Genomic DNA, 21,000 nt, shown 5'->3' on the forward strand with positions numbered 1-21,000 from the left:
AACTATTAATCAATTATTTAGGCGAAGTACACTTATTCCCATACAGCTTTTGATATCCTGGCAATACGATAAAAGTGTTTTCTTCTCTATAATTACCTTTTTATATTTACTCGATGCATGGATAAAATGTAGCTCTCCGGCTTGCCAAAAAGCTATGCCTATATGTGAATAATCGAGACCGGAAATAGATGTGGCAAAAGCAATAATATCGCCATTCCTAATTTGTTCCTGCTTGTTTTCTATTTCAGACACCGGAATAATAGAATATGAATTTCTTTCATTGATTTCATTCTCAATTTTCCTCATCTTACTAACATTAACTGTATCATCTTCAAGATGTTTATACAAATGAGGATGAGTAGTCATAAAATCAATTGCTTTTGCTGTCTTCTTACCTCCTACCTCAACACTGATATCTTTAAATAGACCCCGTTTTTCGTTTTCATATATCCAATCGGTAGTATAATGAAGCCGTGAGGTATATCCGGAAACTTCTCCGCCCCTATAGCGGATTATCATCAATTTATCAATAAAGTTTTTATATGATGTATCTCCCGACTTTATTACCTGAGATAGAGCAATACAGTTTTCAACAAGGGTAGTACAATCGAATTCACGCAAGTTTATAACCATTCTTTCCGGGCCCGATACTTCTAATGTAGAAGCGACATATGGCTTTCCCAGAAAATATTTTGCGGTATTTATCAATATTTCAGCTATCGGCTTTTCCTTCTGTCCCTCAAACTGCTTTACATAGGACTTATAGATATTTATATCGGCAGGCGTGGATATAATATCTCCCGCTTTGACCGAAAAAGAAGTCAAAACAAAAGAAATGAATATCATTAACCTACTTGTTCTCATGTCAACTTAATCCTACAACATTACCGTCGATTATATCGATAAACTTTGCCTGCGGCACAGCCGGAAGCCCCGGCATACGCATGATGCTGCCTGCTACAGCAACTATAAACTCTGCTCCGTTATTTATAATTATATCATTGATGTTTATTACAAAATCCGTCGGGACTCCGTAAGCGTGGGCATTATCAGAAAAAGAATACTGAGTTTTAGCTATACATACCGGATATTCACTAAATCCAAGCTTTTCAAGTTTCTCCAATTTCTTTCTCGCCTTATTCTCTATTCTTACAGAAGCTGCTCCGTATATATTCTTAGCAATTTTATTAATTTTTTCTTCGATGGAATCTGCATTTTCGTATGTAAAATCCAATTTATCAGAAGGGTTTTCTAGTAGACGGGAAACTACCTTTTTTGCAAAATCTACTGCGCCTTCCCCACCCTTTGTAAAAGAATCATTCAATGCAAAGCCTACTCCTTGCTTTTCACAATGTTCTTTTATAGCTTGTATCTCTGCATCGGAGTCGAACCCATACCGGTTAAGGGCCACCATCACGCTTTGTCCGAATGATTTCATATTACTGATATGCTTATCCAGATTTGCAAAGCCGCGTTTAAGGCCTTCCATATTATTTTCTTTGATACTTTCTACAGGAACATTTCCATGCATTTTCAAAGCTTGAGTCGTCGCAACAATTACAGTAAGTTTCGGGCTGATACCTCCCTTACGGCATTTGATATTGAAAAACTTCTCTGCACCTAAGTCCGCACCGAATCCGGCTTCTGTAATAACATAATCGGCATGTGACATTGCCATTTTAGTTGCTATTATAGAATTGCAGCCATGAGCAATATTCGCGAAAGGGCCTCCGTGAATGATTGCAGCCGAATGTTCGGTTGTTTGTACAAGGTTCGGATTTATTGCATCTTTTAGCAAGACAGCGATGGAGCCTGCTACTTCAAGATCGTTCACTGTAAACACTTCTCCATTTGCATAGTAACCGAGGATAATTTTTCCGATTCGTCTTTTCAGGTCTTCAAGGTCTTTTGCCAAACAAAGAATTGCCATAATTTCCGAAGCCGGTGTAATATCAAAGCCCGATTCAGTGGGTACACCGTTCTCTGAGCCGTTCAGTCCTGTAACTATATAACGTAGACTACGGTCATTCACATCCAAAACTCTCTTCCAAACAACCTCTTTCAGATAACGATCCGTACCTCTGCTGCGGTAAAGGTAATTATCGAGTAATGCGGTAATCATATTATGAGCAGATGTAATAGCGTGGAAATCACCAGTGAAATGCAGATTAATATCCTCCATTGGTAACACCTGCGCATATCCTCCTCCGGCTGCACCGCCTTTCATGCCGAAGCATGGGCCGAGTGAAGGCTCGCGTAATGCTACAACTACATTTTTACCTATCTTGTTTAATCCCAAGGCAAGGCCTATAGAGGTTGTCGTTTTTCCGATACCGGCTTTAGTGGGAGTAATAGCTGTTACAAGAATCAGATTGCTTTTATTTACCTTTTGTTCATCGATAAGAGATACAGGTATTTTAGCTATATGCTTACCATACTGATGAATTTCTTCTTCATCGATTCCCGCTTTCTCCGCTATGTGTGAAATGTGTTCCAGTTTTATACTTCTCGCTATTTCAATGTCCGTTTTCATTCTATATTATTGCATTTTTTTAGGTCAACAAAGATATAAATTTTTATCATGTCTATCAGCCGCATGCCCTATGTAAATTTGCGACATAACATTATATAACAAAGACAGGAACTATAAAATAGCCCCTGTCTCGAATATCTTCTGATTACAGATTATTGTAATCTTTTCAGACGGTACAACAACTGTTGGATTGCTTCCTGATAGTCATCGATTATTGCCTGAGTAAATGCTTCTGCAAACAATTCTCTTCCGTCTTCAGTGTATTTGAAGAAATCTTCTGCGTACTGCACAAGATTCGAAGGATTTTTTGTTTCAGGGATAACGATTTCGATATCACCTTTCACTGCATACGAAGTTTCTACCAATCGGTCTGTAACGTCAAGCAAGTCCTCGAGAGCCTGATCCAAAGCGATGTGTGCAGCATAGCTTCCCTGACCTGTAATATGCCAGTGATGAAGTTTCAACGCACTGTTGAATGAAAATAATTTACCTAAAAATGTTCCGATTTCTGCATTCTTTGTTGTAGCAGTTTTCTTTTCCTTTAATGTAGATGTGCTCATAATTATAAAATTTATTTATTTAGTTTCTTATTATATAGACAAAGATAATGTTTGTAAAATTTAAATCCAAATATTAACAATTGAATATTTAAATGTTAATATCAATTTAATCTATAAGATATTTTAGTTGAATCTATATATAATACATACAGTTTATAAACAACGGATTGTTCCCATTTGTTTATAGAGTCCGGACGATTTTATTTAATAGCCTGTTAATAAGAACTTAAAGGATTTATTTTTCGAGATAGAGCCGTCTCATCTTTATGATGTCTACTTTCAGCTCTTTGGTGAGAAAATTCATTATCGAGCCATGATCTCTTTTTATCTGGTTTAGGCCTGCCTGTAGAAAAGTTCGCTTCACGGTAAATATAGATTCAGCACGGGGATATTTTGCGATAAAAGCATCATATTTATCACTAAGGTATATTTTCGACATCAGGTAATCTTCCATTATCGTTTCCTCATCTACTCCCAGTGCAAACAAAACGAGTGCCGCAGCCATTCCCGCCCTGTCCTTGCCGGCCGAGCAATGGAAAATTAAAGGAGAACTGAGATTATTCTGGATAATTGCGAAAAAAATTCTGAATGCCCTCACACAAACAGGATCGCTCACCAGCAAGCGATTCATATTCTTCATATGAGAATCGATATTCGTCTTCAGCATGTTGGCCTGCACGCCCTCTCGACTAAGGTTGCCGGGAGTAATGGCAATAGGATATCTAAAATGGACTGTCGAAGGTAACCTGTCGGGCGACCGGCGTGCCTCGGCACGTGCACGAAAGTCTATCACCGAAGCAATAGGAATACTAGCTAAATATTTGACATCCTCGGCGGTCAGATTAGATAATTCATCGGCACGAAACAGGACACCCCATTTAGTATAACGTCCGTCCTTTGTCTTAAAGCCGCCAAGATCACGGAAATTATAGCCCCCTGTCATAGGTAAATGGCGATCGGCTAATGTGATTCTTTCATCACCGGAAACCAGTTCGAAATAAATTCGGATAGATGTGCTAACACTCAGGAAAAAGGTGCCGCTTCCGTTAGCTGACAATATCGGCGTCGTCCTGTTGATATTATCCACAGAACTTCCCGCATACAAAGACCAAGCACCTTTAGCCTCTATTTTAAGGCTGGCTTCCTTTGTATACTTCTCCCGTATTATCTGAGCTTTACGAATAGCTTTATCCATTTTTAACGCTGGTACCCCTGTCGTGATGTTTGAATATTTTTCCCTTTCATATAGCTAAGGAAGAGCAAATATACGCAATTAGTTGATATATTTTCAATTATGGTATTAAATCCTCAAAGTATAAAAAAAGGTAAATCTTTGCAAAAAGCCTGCAGACTATTGAAAAAAACGATTGACTAATGTATCTTTGCTATGACAGCAGAGTAACTTAGACGTTTGACATGCATATAAAACTTAAACTATTAGCTTGTATAGCAGGGCTGGCATCTCTTTACAATTGCACATCCAAGCCAACCGTAACGGCTCTTTGCGAAAGAGATACGAGAGGGAACTATATCCTCAAGTGGGAAATATTTCCCGAAGCGGATAATGTCCCTGCCGAAATATTTATTTCGGATAACGATAGTGTCTTCCCTTCCACTCCTTCCATTACGGTGAATTCAAACGATTACATTGCCATGATAGACAATGTGTCCGATTCAATCGAAAAGCGGAAATATTTCCGGCTTAAAATCGGGGGAACAGTGTCAAACATCATTACAAACCGCTTTTTTGAACTCGATAGTATACAAAATTTCAGGGATATCGGCGGATATATAACCAATGATAACCGTACTATACGCTGGGGAAAAATATTCCGTTCGGGAAGCTTTTACAGAATGACCGATCACGATAGTATGGAATTGTCGAAACTGGGAATAAAAACAGTAATAGATCTACGTTCGGAAGATGTAAAAAGAAATGTCCTCGACAAATTCAAGTCTGCTAACAATGTCCGAATACCTATATCAATGAAAGGATACGGCTCTATATCTCAAAAAGTAATGGACGGGCAGTTTCTACGTGGCGATGCAATTATCTATACCCAGGATACATACAAGGATATGGTAAATAATTTTGCCCGTGAATACGCCCATTTCTTCGATTATCTCTGCGATCCGAACAACTATCCTGTAGTTTTCCATTGCTATCTGGGTAAAGACCAAAGCGGACTTGCTACATACTTTTTGCTTCGCGCATTGGATGTTCCTATGGATATAATTGAAGACGATTACATGGGATCGGCCATAGGTATCAACCGGACAAAACTTGTACGTGATGCCGACAGCCTCTCGGAATCCCGTCAGGAAGCACTGACCATGTTGACCAAGACGGATCTCTCTTATCTGAAATACGGTATTTCATGCATACGGGAAAAAAGCGGATCGATAGACGAATATATGTTGAACGAACTCCGGCTCACTCCTGAAAAGAGAAAAAGATTAAAGGAAATATTACTCCATTAATTTTCGAATACTCTCATTATTCCAGATTTCTTATTACCCGGAATGGATTTCCTACTGCCAGACAGTTGACAAAAACAAACACCGGAATTTACCGGAGAAAAGGAAGAAAATACGGATCAGAAAGGATAGCCGATACCAAAATGGAAAGCCATGTTATTCAGCCTTGGTTTAAACAGGATAAAACGCTTAGACTGATCTCTTCCCGGGTCGTATGCTTTCATACCCGTATCGAAGCGAAGCAACAGGAAATTAAGATCGAGACGCAATCCTATACCATATGATACTCCAAGTTCTTTATAGAATGAACGGAATTTGAATTGTCCGCCCGGCTGTTCCTCGTAATTTTTCAGTGTCCATATATTACCGGCATCGATAAATTGGGCGAATTCAAACAAATCGGAAAGCTTCAACCTGTTTTCAATATTGAATTCCAGTTTCATATCTCCCGCCTGATTTACAAAGTCACCACTACCCAAGCGCTTATAGGCACCCGGACCGAGTGAGCGGGTGCTCCAGCCCCTGACGCTGTTTGCTCCTCCGGAGAAAAATCGCCTTTCGAAAGGAAGAACTGATGAATTGCCATATGGATGTGCCAAACCCAATCCCATATGATATGCGAGAGAATGCCTTTTCGAGAAATAAAAAGTGCGGGCATAATCGATACTGCCTTTTACATATTCGGCATAGGCAACACCGAGTATTTTCTTTTCTCCCAGTTCGTTTTCACTAGCTTTGCCTATTGTGGTTGCCAACCGAGGCAATGCTCCGGCAACTTCAACCGATCCTCTCAGTGTGAATGTAGGATAGAGAGAAGTAAGACGTCGTCCGTTTACATATGTAATTGTATATGCAGTACGGGCAACCAGTTTATCACTGTAACTTTCACGTAGTACAACATTATTCGTCGAATCGAGGTAATTTTGACGGAAATAATCGGATACCCACGGCATGCGGATATAGTTTATATCTAGCAGGTCGAGTGAATGGCTCAGCCTGTTTCTCTTCGAATTCCATCCGTAAGCTACACCCATATTAAAAAACTGGCGTGTATATTCGGATCGGTGCTGGTTGTTCAATCCCAGAGTAAATCGTGTAGTAGCCAAAGGCTGTTCTCTCCAGCTCTTTTTGAGCCAAGGGAAAAGAAACTGAGGAAAAGTCAGGCTTGTTTCTATACCGTACTCGTAATAATTTGAGTTTAGTAAATCAGTACTTTTACTGCCTGCAATAAATTCATATGCCCCTTTAAGCCTTATACTCAACTGTTCACCGCCATTAAACAGATTTTGGTGCTGATAGGAAATACTCGGAGCCACACCGATATCTCCGGCTGAGTTTGTTCCGTCCAGTCCGGCCTTGAACCAGTGAGCATTGGCCGGCAGTAATATTATTGTAGCATCCAGCAACTTTGTACTGTCTTCCGGTGAGGGACTGGTTGCTATATTTACCTGTTTGATTGCGGCCATCTTGCTATATGCTTCGTATGTCCGTGTAATATTATAGTCGGAATAATAGCCTCCTTTCTTCAGATAATTATTACGGGCTATACTGGAATTACGCAGGAACTTGTTCCGTCCACGTACAATAGTCAGATCACGATATTGGGTAGTGTCGGCATTTCTGAAAAACCACCTGTTTGTATTCATCTGTCCGTCCTGATTCCGGTCGATATTTATAGAATTAATTCCGGAAACAACGGTTACTTTATTTATCTTGTACCTAGGATACCGCAAACTGTCTTTAGGGGGATATATGTCCATATACAAATCTACCTGATGAGAATTGAGGGTAGTATCGGCTTTGAAGTATACATACTCTTTAGAAAATGTTGAAAAACCTACATTTCGCATTATATTGTTTATTCTCAGGCGCTCTTCTTCCAGCATAGACATGTCGAACATATCGCCCTTTTTGAGAATGGGCTCGAACGGTATAAGCCCCATAATACGTTTCATCGTAGTATCGGTGGTGATATCATACTTATAGTCACGGATAAGGTAAGGGATGCCGCCATCTATAGTATATGTAACTTTAATCTTTTTGTCTTTTATTTCCAATGTAGTGTCTACTTCAGCATTCAGATAACCCTGATTATTCAGTTCTTTCTTCAGCTGATTCTCTGATATCGCAGTTTGTGTTGCACTGTATATTACCGGTGCCTGCCCTAGTTTTCGAACTGTGCGGTTAATCCATTTACTGGTGTCTTGTCCGGCCATATTGTATATACCCAGACGAACTTTTCCCAGTAGTGGAACACTTGAATTCGGTTGCTGACGAACAAAGTCTTTCAGGTCGGAAGTTGCATTCTTTGTGTCGTGCTTTATTTTAATATCATCTAAAAGATATTGTCCTTCCGGAATGTTTTTTGTAGTGTTACATGCCGCAAGGATTAAGATCAGGGATATGAGTGTAATCTTTTTCATCAAGAATATTAACGTTTCACAAATATATAATGTTTTCGTTAACTTATGATAAACGGATTTTTTGAATAATTTATTTCAGTCCTGCTTTTGGAATGATAATTCACCAACAGCAATTTACTTGCCTTGACCCCTCAGGGTGGACTTATCTGATAATGAAAACGATATTCTCAATACATCTTTCGGGCAATTACTGATACAACTTTGACACAAAATACATTCAGTTGATGAAACCCTTTTATCCGATTTTATGTAATTCAGAATCTTCACTTCCATAGGGCAGCGTTTTTCACAAATTTTGCAGTCGATACAGTCTTTTTCTGTCTTATCCACTTTCAACAGAGCAAAACCGGAAGTCACTTTCATAATGACCGATACTGGGCAAATATATTTACAAAATGCCCTGTTATCTTTTAATGCCACAGCCAGTATAATTCCGATAGAATAATATAACAGATTTCCTCCCAAAAACCACCACAACTCAGGTATTTGAACCATAGCGCTCATCACTCCGGGGAAAGTTGCAGTTTCCCCTATTTCCAATCTGACAACTGTATCGCTCAGATCATAATCAAAAGCAAAAAACAATATAAACACAATAGCTGTAGTGAGAAAAAAGTATACATATCTTACTTTCCAAAGTTTTTCCGATCTTTTTTGCTTATTGTATTTCCATGGCAAGACATCCAATACAGCTGCAGTCCAGCACGCCCAGCCACACCAGGCGCGGTTGAAAATCAACGGCCCGATAATCTTCGCTATTGCATAATGGATGACCCCGGCCATAAACATTCCGGACAATAGCCAAAACCAAAAGCCCTCGATCTGCATATTTTCAGGCATTATATGCCCGAATATAATGTAAATAAACCCACAGCCCAATCCGAAAAACATATAACCTCCCACTAAAAACTGGGATATCAGTCTCGCTATATATTTGTTCTTTTTCGAGAAAACAGGCCAAAGACCTACACCTAGGCCAACTGATGTACCGATGATGATGAAATTATATAAATAAAAGATTTCATCGAGAGCCAGCCATAAAATAACGGCGATTGAATAAAAGAAAACGAGGAGTACTATTAATAATTTGAACTTTTTCATAATATCATTATTCTCTAAAAGCAGCTATGAAGAAATTCAAAATTAGAAAATATTCAATAAAGAGTGGATAAATAAAGGAAATTCTTAAAATTCCCTATCACTATTCCTTTTATTTATTTTGAATTTTGCTGCAAGAAAACGACATTTCAGAACTCGGAAGGAGAATATCCCGAAAGCCTCTTGAATTCTTTTGCCAAGTGGGCATGATCGTAATAACCACAGTCGACAGCTGTTTCGAAAAGGCTCTGACTGGAAGTAGCTTTCAAAAATTGCACAGTACTTTTGAATTTCACAATACGGCTGAAAGCTTTTGGCGAAACACCTATATTGTTTAAAAACCGGCGTTCAAGCTGCCGTTTACTCAGGCACGATTTTTCAGCTATAAGAGGAATAGAAATGTTCCCCTTACATTTTTCAATTAATGAAACGGCATAATCAATTCGTTTATCCGGGATGTAAAAACGCGATAACTTATGAAGGAAGTAGTCGTCCATATATGAAACGATGTTGTTGTCAATACTACAATTTTCCGGCAGGCTTTCATAAAACGATTTGTCTAATATCGATTCGGTAGAAAAAAGATCGGTATGCACATCTGTAAAGTTATCTACAGAAACACGGGTAAAGGCGGTAATCCCTCCCGGACGAAAACGCACGCCCACTAATTTTACTTCCCCTACATTCTGAATGTTCAGAAAAGTAGTCATTGTTCCTACAATATAAGGGCTATCCGGCTTGAAAAGGGAGAAAATGATATCTACACACCCGTCCGGTAATACGCGGTACTCCATTTCATGTTCCAGAAAGGAAAACAAAGTCCAATATGTTTCTATATAAGGACTAAGAAGCGGATTGGGCCGAAATTCGTTATACATGACGTGCTTTATACAATTCTTAATTGAAAAAATAAAGATACGATGAAATGTTCAACAATATCTAAAAAAGTTAAGAATATACGCGGGCTGCTGTATTAATCAGGGAAAAGCAATACCTTTGTGGCTGATTATGAAAGAATACCGCCTTACAGACTGGCAACCGACCACCAAAAAAGAGGTGGAACTCAGAGGTTGGGATCAACTCGACGTCATCCTTTTTTCGGGTGACGCTTACGTAGACCATCCCTCATTCGGGGCTGCAGTTATAGGAAGAATACTGGAAGCCCAGGGGTTGAAAGTAGCTATTGTTCCCCAACCTAACTGGCGCGACGACCTGCGCGATTTCAAGAAATTGGGAAAACCTCGCCTTTTCTTCGGGGTAACAGGAGGAGCAATGGATTCGATGATAAATCACTATACGGCAAATAAGCGACTACGGTCAGATGATGCATATACACCCGATGGAAAAGCGGGGATGCGTCCGGATAGGGCATCTGTAGTTTATTCAAATATATTGAAAAATTTATTCCCGGATGTTCCCATACTTTTGGGAGGTATCGAAGCTTCCCTGAGAAGGGTTACACACTACGATTACTGGGATGATAAACTTCATAAATCGATACTTATCGACTCTAAAGCCGATCTGCTTGTTTACGGTATGGGAGAAAGCCCGCTGAAAAGGATCGTTTTAGAGCTCAAAAACGGAGGATCTTTCCGCGAACTGACAGACATACCACAAACAGCATATTTAAGCGAAGGAAAGGCTTTAAAACAGCAAAAAGGCATACAAGACATATATCTGTCTTCCCACGAAGAATGTTTAAGCGATAAAATGAAGCAGGCGAAGAATTTTCGTATTGTAGAAGAACAGTCGAATATGATGCATGCATCCCGCATTATACAGATGTGCGATGGAAAGGCAGTAGTAATAAATCCGCCGTATCCACCAATGTCCGAAAAAGAAATAGACGCCTCTTTCGATTTGCCATATACCCGGCTTCCGCATCCGAAATATAAGGGTAAAACCATACCCGCTTTCGAGATGATAAAGTTTTCGGTAAATATGCACCGCGGATGCTTCGGAGGATGCGCCTTTTGTACGATATCGGCTCATCAGGGGAAATTTATAGCTTCACGTTCTAAAGATTCTATATTGAAAGAAGTAAAGCAAATCGCAGATATGCCGGATTTCAAGGGATATCTGAGTGACCTGGGAGGTCCTTCTGCCAATATGTACAAGATGAAAGGAAAAGATGAGCGGATTTGCGAAAAGTGCAAGCGCCCTTCCTGTATTCATCCGAAGATTTGTAAGAACCTGAATGTTGATCATTCTTTTCTATTGGATATTTATAAAGCAGTTGATTCCTTACCTAAAATAAAAAAATCTTTTATAGGAAGTGGAGTGCGTTACGATATGCTACTGCACAGAAATGACGATGAAAAGCTGAACAAAATATCCAATCAATATACAAAAGAACTAATATTGAACCATGTTTCAGGCAGGCTAAAAGTTGCTCCGGAACATACATCGGATAAAGTTCTCAATTGTATGCGTAAGCCAAGTTTTCAGCAATTTCATACTTTCAAAAAAATATTCGATAAAATCAATGCGGAAAGCGGAATGAAACAACAACTTATCCCCTATTTCATTTCATCGCATCCGGCATGTACAGAAATAGATATGGCCGAGTTGGCAGCCGAAACAAAACCGATGGGATTTAAGTTGGAACAGATTCAGGATTTTACCCCCTCCCCTATGACTGTGGCGACGGAAATATATTATACCGGTTACCATCCTTATACACTTGAAAAAGTATATACAGCAAGGACCAAAGAACAGAAATTGGCTCAACGTCAATATTTCTTTTGGTACGACAGAAATTACAGGCCACAGATAATAAAATCGCTAAAAAGGCTGAAAAGAGATGATTTATTAAAAAAACTGTCTGTATATTAATCGGTTATCAATACAAGTTATATTTAGAAATAATATAATTCATTATATATCAAATAGTTAAACTTATGATTACCTTAGAAGTATGCGCCAATTCGGCACAATCGGCCATCAATGCTCAAAAAGGAGGGGCAATAAGAGTAGAACTTTGCGACAATCTGAGCGAAGGAGGCACTACCCCGTCATATTCGCAGATAGAAGCAGTAAGACAACATATTGATATACAATTAAATATACTAATAAGACCACGTGAAGGCGACTTCCTCTACAGTGATTTGGAGTTCGAAATCATGAAACGGGACATAATGTGTTGTGGAAATCTAGAATGCGATGGTGTTGTATTCGGCATACTGAACCCCGACGGTTCCATCGATAAAAAGAGAAATAAAGAATTAGTAGATATTGCTAAAGAATATGGCATGTCGGTAACTTTTCATCGGGCTTTTGACAGATGTGCCGACTTATTCGATTCCCTTGAAGATATTATTGAACTCGGCTGTGATCGTATCCTTACATCAGGAGGTATGCAAACAGCACTTGAAGGAAAAGAGATATTACGCCAATTGATCGGACAAGCCGACGACCGTATTATAATTATGCCGGGTGGAGGTATTACAGAAATTAATATTTCGGAACTGGTAAACGCTACAGGACTTAAAGAGTTTCACGGATCGTTTCGAAGCAGATATACAGGAGGTATGAAATATAAGTCTCCAGTCTTTATTAATCAAGATGAAGAATATTCCACTTTACAGAGTGACCCGGAAAAAATAAGACTCGCACTAGGCAACGCCAATAAGATATAATAAAATACTAACTTTGTTCTTTAATTAATTTTCCTATATAAAAATGAATTTCAAGTATGATGTAATTGTTGTCGGAGCAGGACATGCCGGTTGTGAAGCAGCGGCAGCAGCCGCCAATATGGGATCGAAGACCCTACTGATAACAATGGACATGAATAAGATTGCCCAGATGAGCTGCAACCCTGCTGTAGGTGGAATCGCAAAAGGCCAGATAGTGCGTGAAATAGACGCTTTAGGCGGTCAAATGGGAATTGTTACCGATACTACTGCCATACAGTTTCGCATGCTCAACAAATCGAAAGGCCCGGCAATGTGGAGCCCACGCGCACAGAGTGACCGCGCGAAATTCATAGTGAAGTGGCGCGAAATCATCGAGAATACCGACAGCTTGTTTGTCTGGCAGGATACCGTTACTTCACTTGTTATAGAGAATAAAACAGTGACCGGAGTAAAGACAGCTATGGGTGTGAAATTCTCGGCTAAATCGGTCGTTCTGACTAACGGGACCTTCCTGAATGGGCTGATGCACATAGGCAAAACACAGATTGAAGGTGGACGTGTTTCCGAGCCTTCATCCTTTGGAATCACCGAACAATTAAAAGAATTTGGCTTTGCAACAGATAGAATGAAAACAGGAACTCCTGCAAGAATAGACGGGAGAAGTGTTGATTTCAGCCTGATGGAAGAACAAAAAGGAGATAACGATTTTCATAAATTTTCATATCTCGATTTTCAGCCGCGCCCATTGAAACAATTGAGTTGCTGGATTACATATACGAATGAAGAAGTACATACTACATTACGTGATAGATTGGATGATTCTCCATTATACAACGGTCAAATAAAAAGCATTGGACCGCGTTATTGTCCAAGCATAGAAACAAAAGTAGTAACATTTGCAGAGAAAAATTCACATCAATTATTCCTTGAACCTGAAGGAGAAAATACGCAGGAATATTACCTGAACGGGTTCTCTTCTTCTCTCCCACTACACACCCAAATAAAAGCATTACAAAGAATTCCGGCATTTAAAAATATACATATTTACAGGCCGGGATATGCTATTGAATATGACTTTTTCGATCCTACTCAATTAAAGCATACGCTGGAGACAAAACTTATTGATAATTTATTCTTTGCAGGGCAGATAAATGGCACTACAGGATACGAAGAAGCAGGTGGACAAGGCCTGATTGCAGGTATAAATGCACATATAAAAACACATGGTGGCGAGGAATTTATCCTTAAAAGAGACGAAGCCTACATAGGTGTATTAATCGATGATCTTGTAACAAAAGGAGTAGATGAACCATACCGCATGTTTACTTCGCGAGCTGAATACAGGATCCTACTTCGACAGGATGATGCAGATATGCGGCTCACAGAAAAAGCGTGTAAAATAGGACTTGCAAAACAACAACGCATCGATTTATTGGAGCAAAAAAAGGAAGAAATAGCACGGATTATTCAGTTCGCAAGCAATTATTCTCTGAAACCGGAGTATATAAACAACGGATTAGAACAGCTCGGAACACCCCCGCTAAAGCATGGAATGAAGCTAAAAGATGTGATAACAAGGCCACAAATCACCATCGAAAAGATTGCAGAATTAGTGCCAGCATTCAAGGCCGAGCTAGATAAAATTCCGAACAGAAAAGATGAAATCATTGAGGCATGCGAGATAAAAATCAAATATGACGGCTATATAAAACGTGAACAATTGATAGCCGATAAGATATCAAGGTTGGAAAATATTAGGATTAAAGACAAATTTGATTATGAGAATATCTTATCTTTATCAACAGAAGCACGCCAGAAATTAGCAAAAATAAACCCCGAAACAATCGCCCAAGCGAGCAGAATACCGGGCGTTTCGCCCAATGATATCTCAATTCTTTTAGTACTTTTAGGAAGATAAACCCACCATGTTTCACGTGGAACAAAACGAAAAACAAGAATTGTTTCACGTGGAACAAAAAAATAATACGAAATGAAACCATTAACAAAAGAAGAAAAATTATTATTTCTAAAAAATACCGTGAGAAATATACCGGATTTTCCAATTCCCGGCATTCAGTTTAAAGATGTCACACCACTCTTTAATAAAAAAGAATCATTATCTACCTTAACCGATGTGCTCCTAGAAGAATATACAAATAAAGGAATAACAAAAGTAGTCGGTATAGAATCTCGCGGATTTATAATGGGGCCGATAATGGCGTTAGAATTAGGAGCCGGATTTGTTCCTATAAGGAAGCCCGGAAAACTTCCTGCTGAAGTATTTGAAGAAGAATACGAAAAAGAATACGGAACTGACAAAATTCAAATTCATAAAGATGCTCTATCAAAAGATGATATTGTACTGATACATGATGATTTACTCGCTACCGGTGGCACGATGTTTGCTGCATACAATCTTGTTAAAAAGATGGGAGTCAAAAATATTTATGTTAACTTTATTATTGAATTGGAAGATTTAAAAGGACGTGCATTATTCCCTAAAGATGTGGATATTAAAGCGCTTATTCAATTTTCAGTTTAAATGAATGATTATTTAAAAAATATTATACAGAACATTCCTGAAAAACCGGGTTGTTATCAATATTATGATGACAAGGGCGTTATTATATACGTTGGTAAGGCAAAGAATCTGAAAAAAAGAGTAGGTCAATATTTTACCAAGAGGCATGACAGCCCAAAGACAAGAATTCTTGTTAGTAAGATCAGGGATATAAAATATATTATTGTAGATACCGAAGCCGACACCCTATTATTAGAAAATAATCTGATAAAAGAATTTCAGCCGCGATACAACGTAATGCTGAAAGACGACAAGTCCTACCCATCCATTGTCATCCGCAACGAATATTATCCAAGAGTAGAACTGACACGTAAGATACTGAAAGACAAGTCACAATATTTCGGCCCATACTCAAATGTGCCCAGTGTGAAAACATTGTTGGAGTTTATACATAAATTATTTCCTATACGTACCTGTTCCCTAAATCTTACACCGGAAAAAATAGCAGAAGGGAAATATAAGGTATGTCTGGAATATCATATAAAAAGATGTCTCGGTCCATGCGTAGGATTGCAAGCTACTGAGGATTATATAAAAAATGTAGACTCTATAAAAGAAATCCTTAAAGGAAACACAAATCTGGTAAGTGACGACATCTATGCAAAAATGCTGGAACTTGCCGAGCAGCAACAATTCGAAGAAGCAAACAGGTTGAAAGAAAAATATCTACTTATCGAGAACTTCAAAAATAAATCGACAGTAGTCAGCAGTATTAAATATAACATAGATGTCTATAGCTATGATGAAGATGAAAATGCTGCATACATAAATTACCTCAATGTCCACAACGGGGCAATCATTCAGGCCTATACATTCGAATACCGCAAGCGACTGGATGAAGCAAAAGAAGAATTACTAGGCCTTGGTATACTGGAAGTTAGAGAACGTTTCGGCTCAAAAGCCAAAGAGATAGTAGTACCATTCTATCCGGACATGGCCCTCGAGGGCGTAGAATTTGTAATTCCTCAGCGGGGTGATAAAAAAAAGTTATTAATTCTTTCTACGCAAAATGTAAGGCAATACAAAATAGATAAAATAAAAAAAGCAGAAAGCCTAAACCCTGAACAAAGAAGCGTAAGAATACTTAAAGAGATTCAAAAAGACTTAAACCTCAAAGAGTTACCAACACATATCGAATGTTTTGATAACTCTAACATACAGGGAACCAACCCCGTATCGGCTTGTGTAGTCTTCAAAATGGGAAAGCCTTCGAAAAAAGACTACCGCCATTTTAATGTGAAAACGGTAGAGGGCCCGGATGATTTTTCCACCATGCGCGAAGTAGTATATCGCCGCTACAAAAGGATGATGGATGAAGAAACTCCCCTACCCCAACTTATTGTAATCGATGGGGGAAAAGGCCAGTTGAGTGCAGCTTGCGAATCATTGAAAATTCTTGGTATTTATGGAAAAGTGGCAATAGTCGGCATCGCTAAACGCCTTGAAGAAATATATTATCCTGAAGATTCTATTCCGCTCTATCTGGATAAAAACTCTGAATCTTTGAAAGTTCTTCAACACCTTAGAGATGAAGCACATAGATTCGGAATCACTTTTCACCGTAATCAAAGAAGTAAAAGTCAGGTTAAATCGGAACTGGACAATATCAAAGGAATCGGGGATGAAACGAAGCGCCTTCTTCTGAAAGAATTCCGGAGTGTGAAAAGAATAAAACTGGCAAGTGATGAAGAAGTAGAAAAAATTGTAGGTAAACATAAGACTGCCTTAATCAGGAAGTATTTCGAAGATAAAAACAGTTAAATATTTTCTTAACTTTGTCATAGTAATTTATCTTTTGAAATATGACAGATAAACTGACCAAAGACCGCATATTATACGCCGACATACTCAGAACATTAACAATTTATGCAGTTTTTATAATTCATGTATGTGGAGTAAGATGGTACTCAACCGTCGGAACCTCGGAATGGTTTGTACTCAATACATATATGACAATGCTGAGATGGTGCATACCTGTATTCTTCATGCTCAGTGGGATTATAGTACTCGACCCAAATTATAATCTGTCTTTTAAAAAGCTGTATACCAAATCATTACCCCGACTTATCTGTGCACTTGTCTTCTGGAGCATCTTGTATAGAACCCTCTCTCCTCTTACATCGATGATACTGAATATCAAAGAAGTAACAATGGATGATTGGCACAGAATTTATACCGAAATTATTTTCGGCACACCGTGGCACCACCTCTGGTTTATGTATGCCATTATCGCTATATATTTTCTCGCTCCACTCATCCGCATCTTTACTGCCAATGCCGAAAAAAAGCATTATTTCTATTTTTTGATTCTATATTTTGTTTTCGGTTCGGTAATTCCTAAAATCAATGCTGCTTATAATGTGCACATTAGCTTCGGCATATATGAACTTTACTCGTATACCGGATATTTTATAGCAGGTTACTTCTTCGCTAAATATGATCTTAGTACTCTGCAAAAGAGGATCTTATATGCCGCCGGCATCCTTACATTATTGTATATGCTGGGAACTTCTACTTATTTGGGATTACAAGGTTATGCAAGTACACAATTCTTTGAAAATATGGGGCCTCATACTATGATTCTTGCATTTTTTGTTTTTGTACTTGCAAAAAATGTGATAAGTAATAGCAAAGGATTACAGAAGTATCAGAATAACAAGTATATAACTTTGTTTGCAAACTGCAGCCTTGGAATATATCTTGTTCATGATTTCTTTAATATACTGTTAGGTCTGTTGAATATAAATACCGGTACTTTTCCGGCAATAATATCTGTTCCTTTACTTGCACTTTTCGTGTACTTGTGTTCTTTAGGCGTTGTGTTGATAATCAGGAAAATTCCTGTACTCAACAAATGGATTATTTAATATAATTATCTAATTATTAAATATATACCCTCTATCATTTATTTGCTGAACAGTAAATAAGCCTATTTGATTATATCTATAGTTTTTATAAAATCCCGTTTTCAAAAGAGCAGCTAATAAATTTAACGAACTCTTTAAAGAAGAAAAGCGTTAATATATAATTAGTTGAAAATTCACAAAATATATAATATAATTAACTATAGAATTATGAAGAATGATCTATTTTATTCGGCAAAACAGGCCGTAAAATACTGGTGGGTTTCGATACTTATCGGGTTATTGGCTGTAGGCCTCGGAATTTGGTGTCTGATTACACCGCTCAGTACTTTGGTCGCATTGACTATGGTTTTTGCAGTTGCATTTTTTGTCAGCGGTATTTTCGAAATCGCTTTTGCAATATCAAACAAAAAAGTCCTTAAAGCATGGGGATGGACACTCGCCAGTGGTATTATCGATTTGGTTTTTGGTATTATACTTATAGCAATGCCGGTCGAAGTTATTGCTTTAGTACTGGTATACTTTGTAGGATTTTGGGTTATGTTCCAGTCTATCTGGGCAATAGGAACTTCGGCGGAACTGCAACGAAACGGAGTAAAAGGCTGGGGATGGCTGATGGCACTTGCCATATTGGGAGTAATCATGTCATTTGTTTTTATTCTAAGTCCTGCTTTTACTACAGGATTTATAATTGCGTTGATTAGTATTTCATTTATAGCATATGGAATATTCCGCATTTATTTAGGAGTAAAATTAAAATCTCTACATAACGATATGGACGAAATAGAGAAAATGAACAGAGAATAATTTCACCGGAATACTTAAGTTATAAGCTGTATATTTTAATATAATATACAGCTTTTTCTTTATAAATATCCGTAAAAAATTTATCAATATAATGTAGATGCTGCATCGCAGGCATCGATGTAGTTCTCTGAAATACAATATCTAATACATTTCCTGCCTGTAAATATTTATAAATGTTTACACAGTAAAATCTGTTACTTTTGTTACCTTTTAACAGATTATAGTTAACTAATGTAAAGCAATAAGAAATGATGAATTGTATTTATCGCTTTGCGAAATTGTCAAATTTTCATATTTACTAATTTGCTAATTGATTTTCGTTACCTTTGTTACCTTTTAGGTTCAATCTGTAAAAATATTACTGAAAAATGAGAGTATTAATCCAGCGCGTATCTCAGGCGTCGGTTACAATAGACGACAAAATCAAATCTCAAATAGGAGCCGGAATGCTTATCCTGATTGGGATAGAAGACAGCGATGCCAAGGACGACATAGAGTGGCTCAGTAATAAAATAGTGAGTCTTCGCATCTTCGATGATAAAGAAGGGGTAATGAATCTTTCGGCAATGGATGGAAATGCAGATATTTTACTAGTCTCACAGTTTACTTTGCACGCTTCTACAAAGAAAGGAAATCGTCCTTCATATATCCGCGCATCTAAGCCGGATACGGCTATTCCGCTTTACGAAGCCTTTTGCGACACTTTAAGGGCTAAACTAGGCAAAGATATAGGAACAGGTGAATTCGGCGCTCATATGCAGGTAGAATTGATAAATGACGGGCCCGTAACAATATGGATGGACTCTAAAGTAAAAGAATGATGACAATAGAAGAAGCTCAGAAAGAAGTTGACAATTGGATAAAAACGATCGGTGTCCGTTACTTCAGCGAACTCACCAATATGGCTATCCTTACCGAAGAAGTAGGTGAACTGGCACGTATTATGGCGCGTACATATGGTGACCAGTCATTTAAAAAATCGGATCTGGCAAAAGACCTCGGAGATGAAATGGCCGATGTGCTATGGGTTCTTATATGCCTTGCTAACCAGACGGGCATAGACCTCACCGAAGCATTCAGAAAGAATCTGGAAAAGAAAACAAACAGAGATAAAAACAGACATAAGAATAACGAAAAATTAAAATAAATCATGGCAGAAATAAACAAATATACAGACACGCTCAAAAAGTATAAAACAGACCTTAAAAACGCTGATATCACCGATAAAGTGAATGAAATTATCAGTAAAAAATTTGCTCAGAATAATAATAAAGAAGTTTATAAAAGGATCTATTCGTGCATCGACCTTACATCACTGAATACTACTGATACAAGAGAGGATATCTGGAAACTAGCCGAAAAAGTAAACGAACAGGACGGCGCATCAGATATTCCCAATGTAGCGGCGATTTGTGTATTTCCAAACTTTGTGGAAACAGTAAAAGATGCACTGACTGCCGATGTGAAGATTGCATCCGTTGCAGGCGGATTTCCCTCTTCGCAGACCTTTACAGAAGTGAAAATAGCCGAAACAGCCCTTGCTGTGGCAAGTGGAGCGGACGAAATAGATACTGTTCTCAATCTCGGATTCTATCTGGATGAAAACTACGAAGAACTGGCCGAAGAACTCGATGAAATAAAGCATGCCTGCCGTGATGCAAAGCTTAAAGTAATACTGGAAACGGGAGCACTAAAGTCAGCTAAAGATATAATGAAAGCTTCTCTCCTAGCTCTTTATTCCGGTGCTGACTTCATCAAGACATCGACCGGAAAAGGTTATGAAGGCGCTACACTCGAAGCTGCATATATTATGTGTACGGCAATAAAAGAATATGAAGCAAAGACAGGCCGTAAAGCCGGATTCAAAGCTTCCGGCGGTATTTCTACTACCGAAGAGGCTGTTAAATATTACACAATTGTACAAGAGGTCTTAGGGAAGGATTATCTGAATAATGAGTATTTCAGGATTGGGGCAAGCAGATTAGCGGACAATTTATTAGAAAGTATAAAATAAATTA

The 21,000-nt window shown here is 38.3% G+C and carries 18 protein-coding genes; 11 read left to right on the forward strand and 7 right to left on the reverse strand.

Annotated elements, in window-relative coordinates; all coding sequences use genetic code 11:
- Positions 1-9: 9 nt before the first annotated feature.
- The 4 genes from K348_RS0115985 to K348_RS0116000 all read right to left on the reverse strand — a co-directional run bounded on the left by K348_RS0115985 (position 10) and on the right by K348_RS0116000 (position 4,288).
- The gene (locus K348_RS0115985) at positions 10-846 is read right to left on the reverse strand and encodes an N-acetylmuramoyl-L-alanine amidase-like domain-containing protein (RefSeq protein WP_231496814.1); all 837 of its coding nucleotides are present in this window, start codon (positions 844-846) and stop codon (positions 10-12) included.
- A 19-nt stretch (positions 847-865) separates the two neighbouring features.
- On the reverse strand, positions 866-2,533 hold the full coding sequence (locus K348_RS0115990) for a formate--tetrahydrofolate ligase (RefSeq protein ID WP_029906508.1): 1,668 nt from the start codon (positions 2,531-2,533) through the stop codon (positions 866-868).
- Positions 2,534-2,685: 152 nt separating this feature from the next.
- A complete protein-coding gene (locus K348_RS0115995) occupies positions 2,686-3,093 on the reverse strand; it encodes a DUF5856 family protein (RefSeq protein WP_029906509.1) in 408 nt (135 codons plus the stop codon).
- A 235-nt stretch (positions 3,094-3,328) separates the two neighbouring features.
- On the reverse strand, positions 3,329-4,288 hold the full coding sequence (locus K348_RS0116000; protein ID WP_029906511.1) for a tyrosine-protein phosphatase: 960 nt from the start codon (positions 4,286-4,288) through the stop codon (positions 3,329-3,331).
- 221 nt (positions 4,289-4,509) lie between these two features.
- Here K348_RS0116000 and K348_RS0116005 point away from each other — a divergent pair, with 221 nt between their 5' ends.
- Positions 4,510-5,574: a tyrosine-protein phosphatase gene (locus tag K348_RS0116005; RefSeq protein WP_231496815.1), complete on the forward strand. Its 1,065-nt coding sequence runs from the start codon at positions 4,510-4,512 to the stop codon at positions 5,572-5,574.
- A 116-nt stretch (positions 5,575-5,690) separates the two neighbouring features.
- On the opposite strand, the gene K348_RS0116010 is transcribed toward K348_RS0116005, so the two are convergent.
- The 3 genes from K348_RS0116010 to K348_RS0116020 all read right to left on the reverse strand — a co-directional run bounded on the left by K348_RS0116010 (position 5,691) and on the right by K348_RS0116020 (position 9,970).
- The gene (locus tag K348_RS0116010; RefSeq protein WP_029906515.1) at positions 5,691-7,994 is read right to left on the reverse strand and encodes a BamA/TamA family outer membrane protein; all 2,304 of its coding nucleotides are present in this window, start codon (positions 7,992-7,994) and stop codon (positions 5,691-5,693) included.
- Positions 7,995-8,108: 114 nt separating this feature from the next.
- Positions 8,109-9,095, reverse strand: coding sequence for a 4Fe-4S binding protein (locus tag K348_RS0116015; RefSeq protein ID WP_051697955.1), 987 nt, complete (start codon positions 9,093-9,095; stop codon positions 8,109-8,111).
- Between the two features lie 146 nt (positions 9,096-9,241).
- On the reverse strand, positions 9,242-9,970 hold the full coding sequence (locus K348_RS0116020) for a helix-turn-helix domain-containing protein (RefSeq protein WP_029906527.1): 729 nt from the start codon (positions 9,968-9,970) through the stop codon (positions 9,242-9,244).
- A 130-nt stretch (positions 9,971-10,100) separates the two neighbouring features.
- Between K348_RS0116020 and K348_RS0116025 the strand changes: the two genes are divergently transcribed.
- The 10 genes from K348_RS0116025 to deoC all read left to right on the forward strand — a co-directional run bounded on the left by K348_RS0116025 (position 10,101) and on the right by deoC (position 20,996).
- Positions 10,101-11,927 carry a YgiQ family radical SAM protein gene (locus K348_RS0116025; protein ID WP_029906529.1) on the forward strand — a complete coding sequence of 609 codons (1,827 nt, stop codon included), beginning with the start codon at positions 10,101-10,103 and terminating at the stop codon, positions 11,925-11,927.
- 65 nt (positions 11,928-11,992) lie between these two features.
- On the forward strand, positions 11,993-12,730 hold the full coding sequence (locus tag K348_RS0116030) for a copper homeostasis protein CutC (protein WP_029906531.1): 738 nt from the start codon (positions 11,993-11,995) through the stop codon (positions 12,728-12,730).
- Between the two features lie 43 nt (positions 12,731-12,773).
- Positions 12,774-14,648 (forward strand): tRNA uridine-5-carboxymethylaminomethyl(34) synthesis enzyme MnmG, encoded by a 1,875-nt coding sequence (mnmG, locus tag K348_RS0116035; RefSeq protein WP_029906533.1) that lies wholly within the window; start codon positions 12,774-12,776, stop codon positions 14,646-14,648.
- 72 nt (positions 14,649-14,720) lie between these two features.
- Positions 14,721-15,272, forward strand: coding sequence for an adenine phosphoribosyltransferase (locus tag K348_RS0116040; protein ID WP_029906550.1), 552 nt, complete (start codon positions 14,721-14,723; stop codon positions 15,270-15,272).
- Positions 15,273-17,072, forward strand: coding sequence for an excinuclease ABC subunit UvrC (gene uvrC / locus K348_RS0116045; RefSeq protein WP_029906552.1), 1,800 nt, complete (start codon positions 15,273-15,275; stop codon positions 17,070-17,072). It begins immediately after the preceding gene.
- 41 nt (positions 17,073-17,113) lie between these two features.
- Complete coding sequence (locus tag K348_RS0116050; protein ID WP_029906554.1) at positions 17,114-18,178, forward strand: acyltransferase; 1,065 nt, start codon at positions 17,114-17,116, stop codon at positions 18,176-18,178.
- 207 nt (positions 18,179-18,385) lie between these two features.
- Positions 18,386-18,982, forward strand: a complete 597-nt coding sequence (locus K348_RS0116055) for an HdeD family acid-resistance protein (protein ID WP_029906556.1) — start codon at positions 18,386-18,388, stop codon at positions 18,980-18,982.
- 368 nt (positions 18,983-19,350) lie between these two features.
- A complete protein-coding gene (gene dtd / locus K348_RS0116065) occupies positions 19,351-19,803 on the forward strand; it encodes a D-aminoacyl-tRNA deacylase (protein ID WP_029906558.1) in 453 nt (150 codons plus the stop codon).
- Positions 19,803-20,129, forward strand: a complete 327-nt coding sequence (locus K348_RS0116070; protein ID WP_029906559.1) for a nucleotide pyrophosphohydrolase — start codon at positions 19,803-19,805, stop codon at positions 20,127-20,129. The genes dtd and K348_RS0116070 overlap by 1 nt, the downstream gene beginning before the upstream one ends.
- A gap of 3 nt (positions 20,130-20,132) precedes the next feature.
- Entirely contained in the window at positions 20,133-20,996 is an 864-nt protein-coding gene (gene deoC, locus K348_RS0116075) for a deoxyribose-phosphate aldolase (protein ID WP_029906561.1), read from the forward strand.
- The last annotated feature ends 4 nt before the right edge of the window (positions 20,997-21,000 follow it).

The sequence above is a fragment of the Prevotella sp. 10(H) genome (assembly GCF_000711235.1).
GTDB lineage: Bacteria > Bacteroidota > Bacteroidia > Bacteroidales > Dysgonomonadaceae > Dysgonomonas.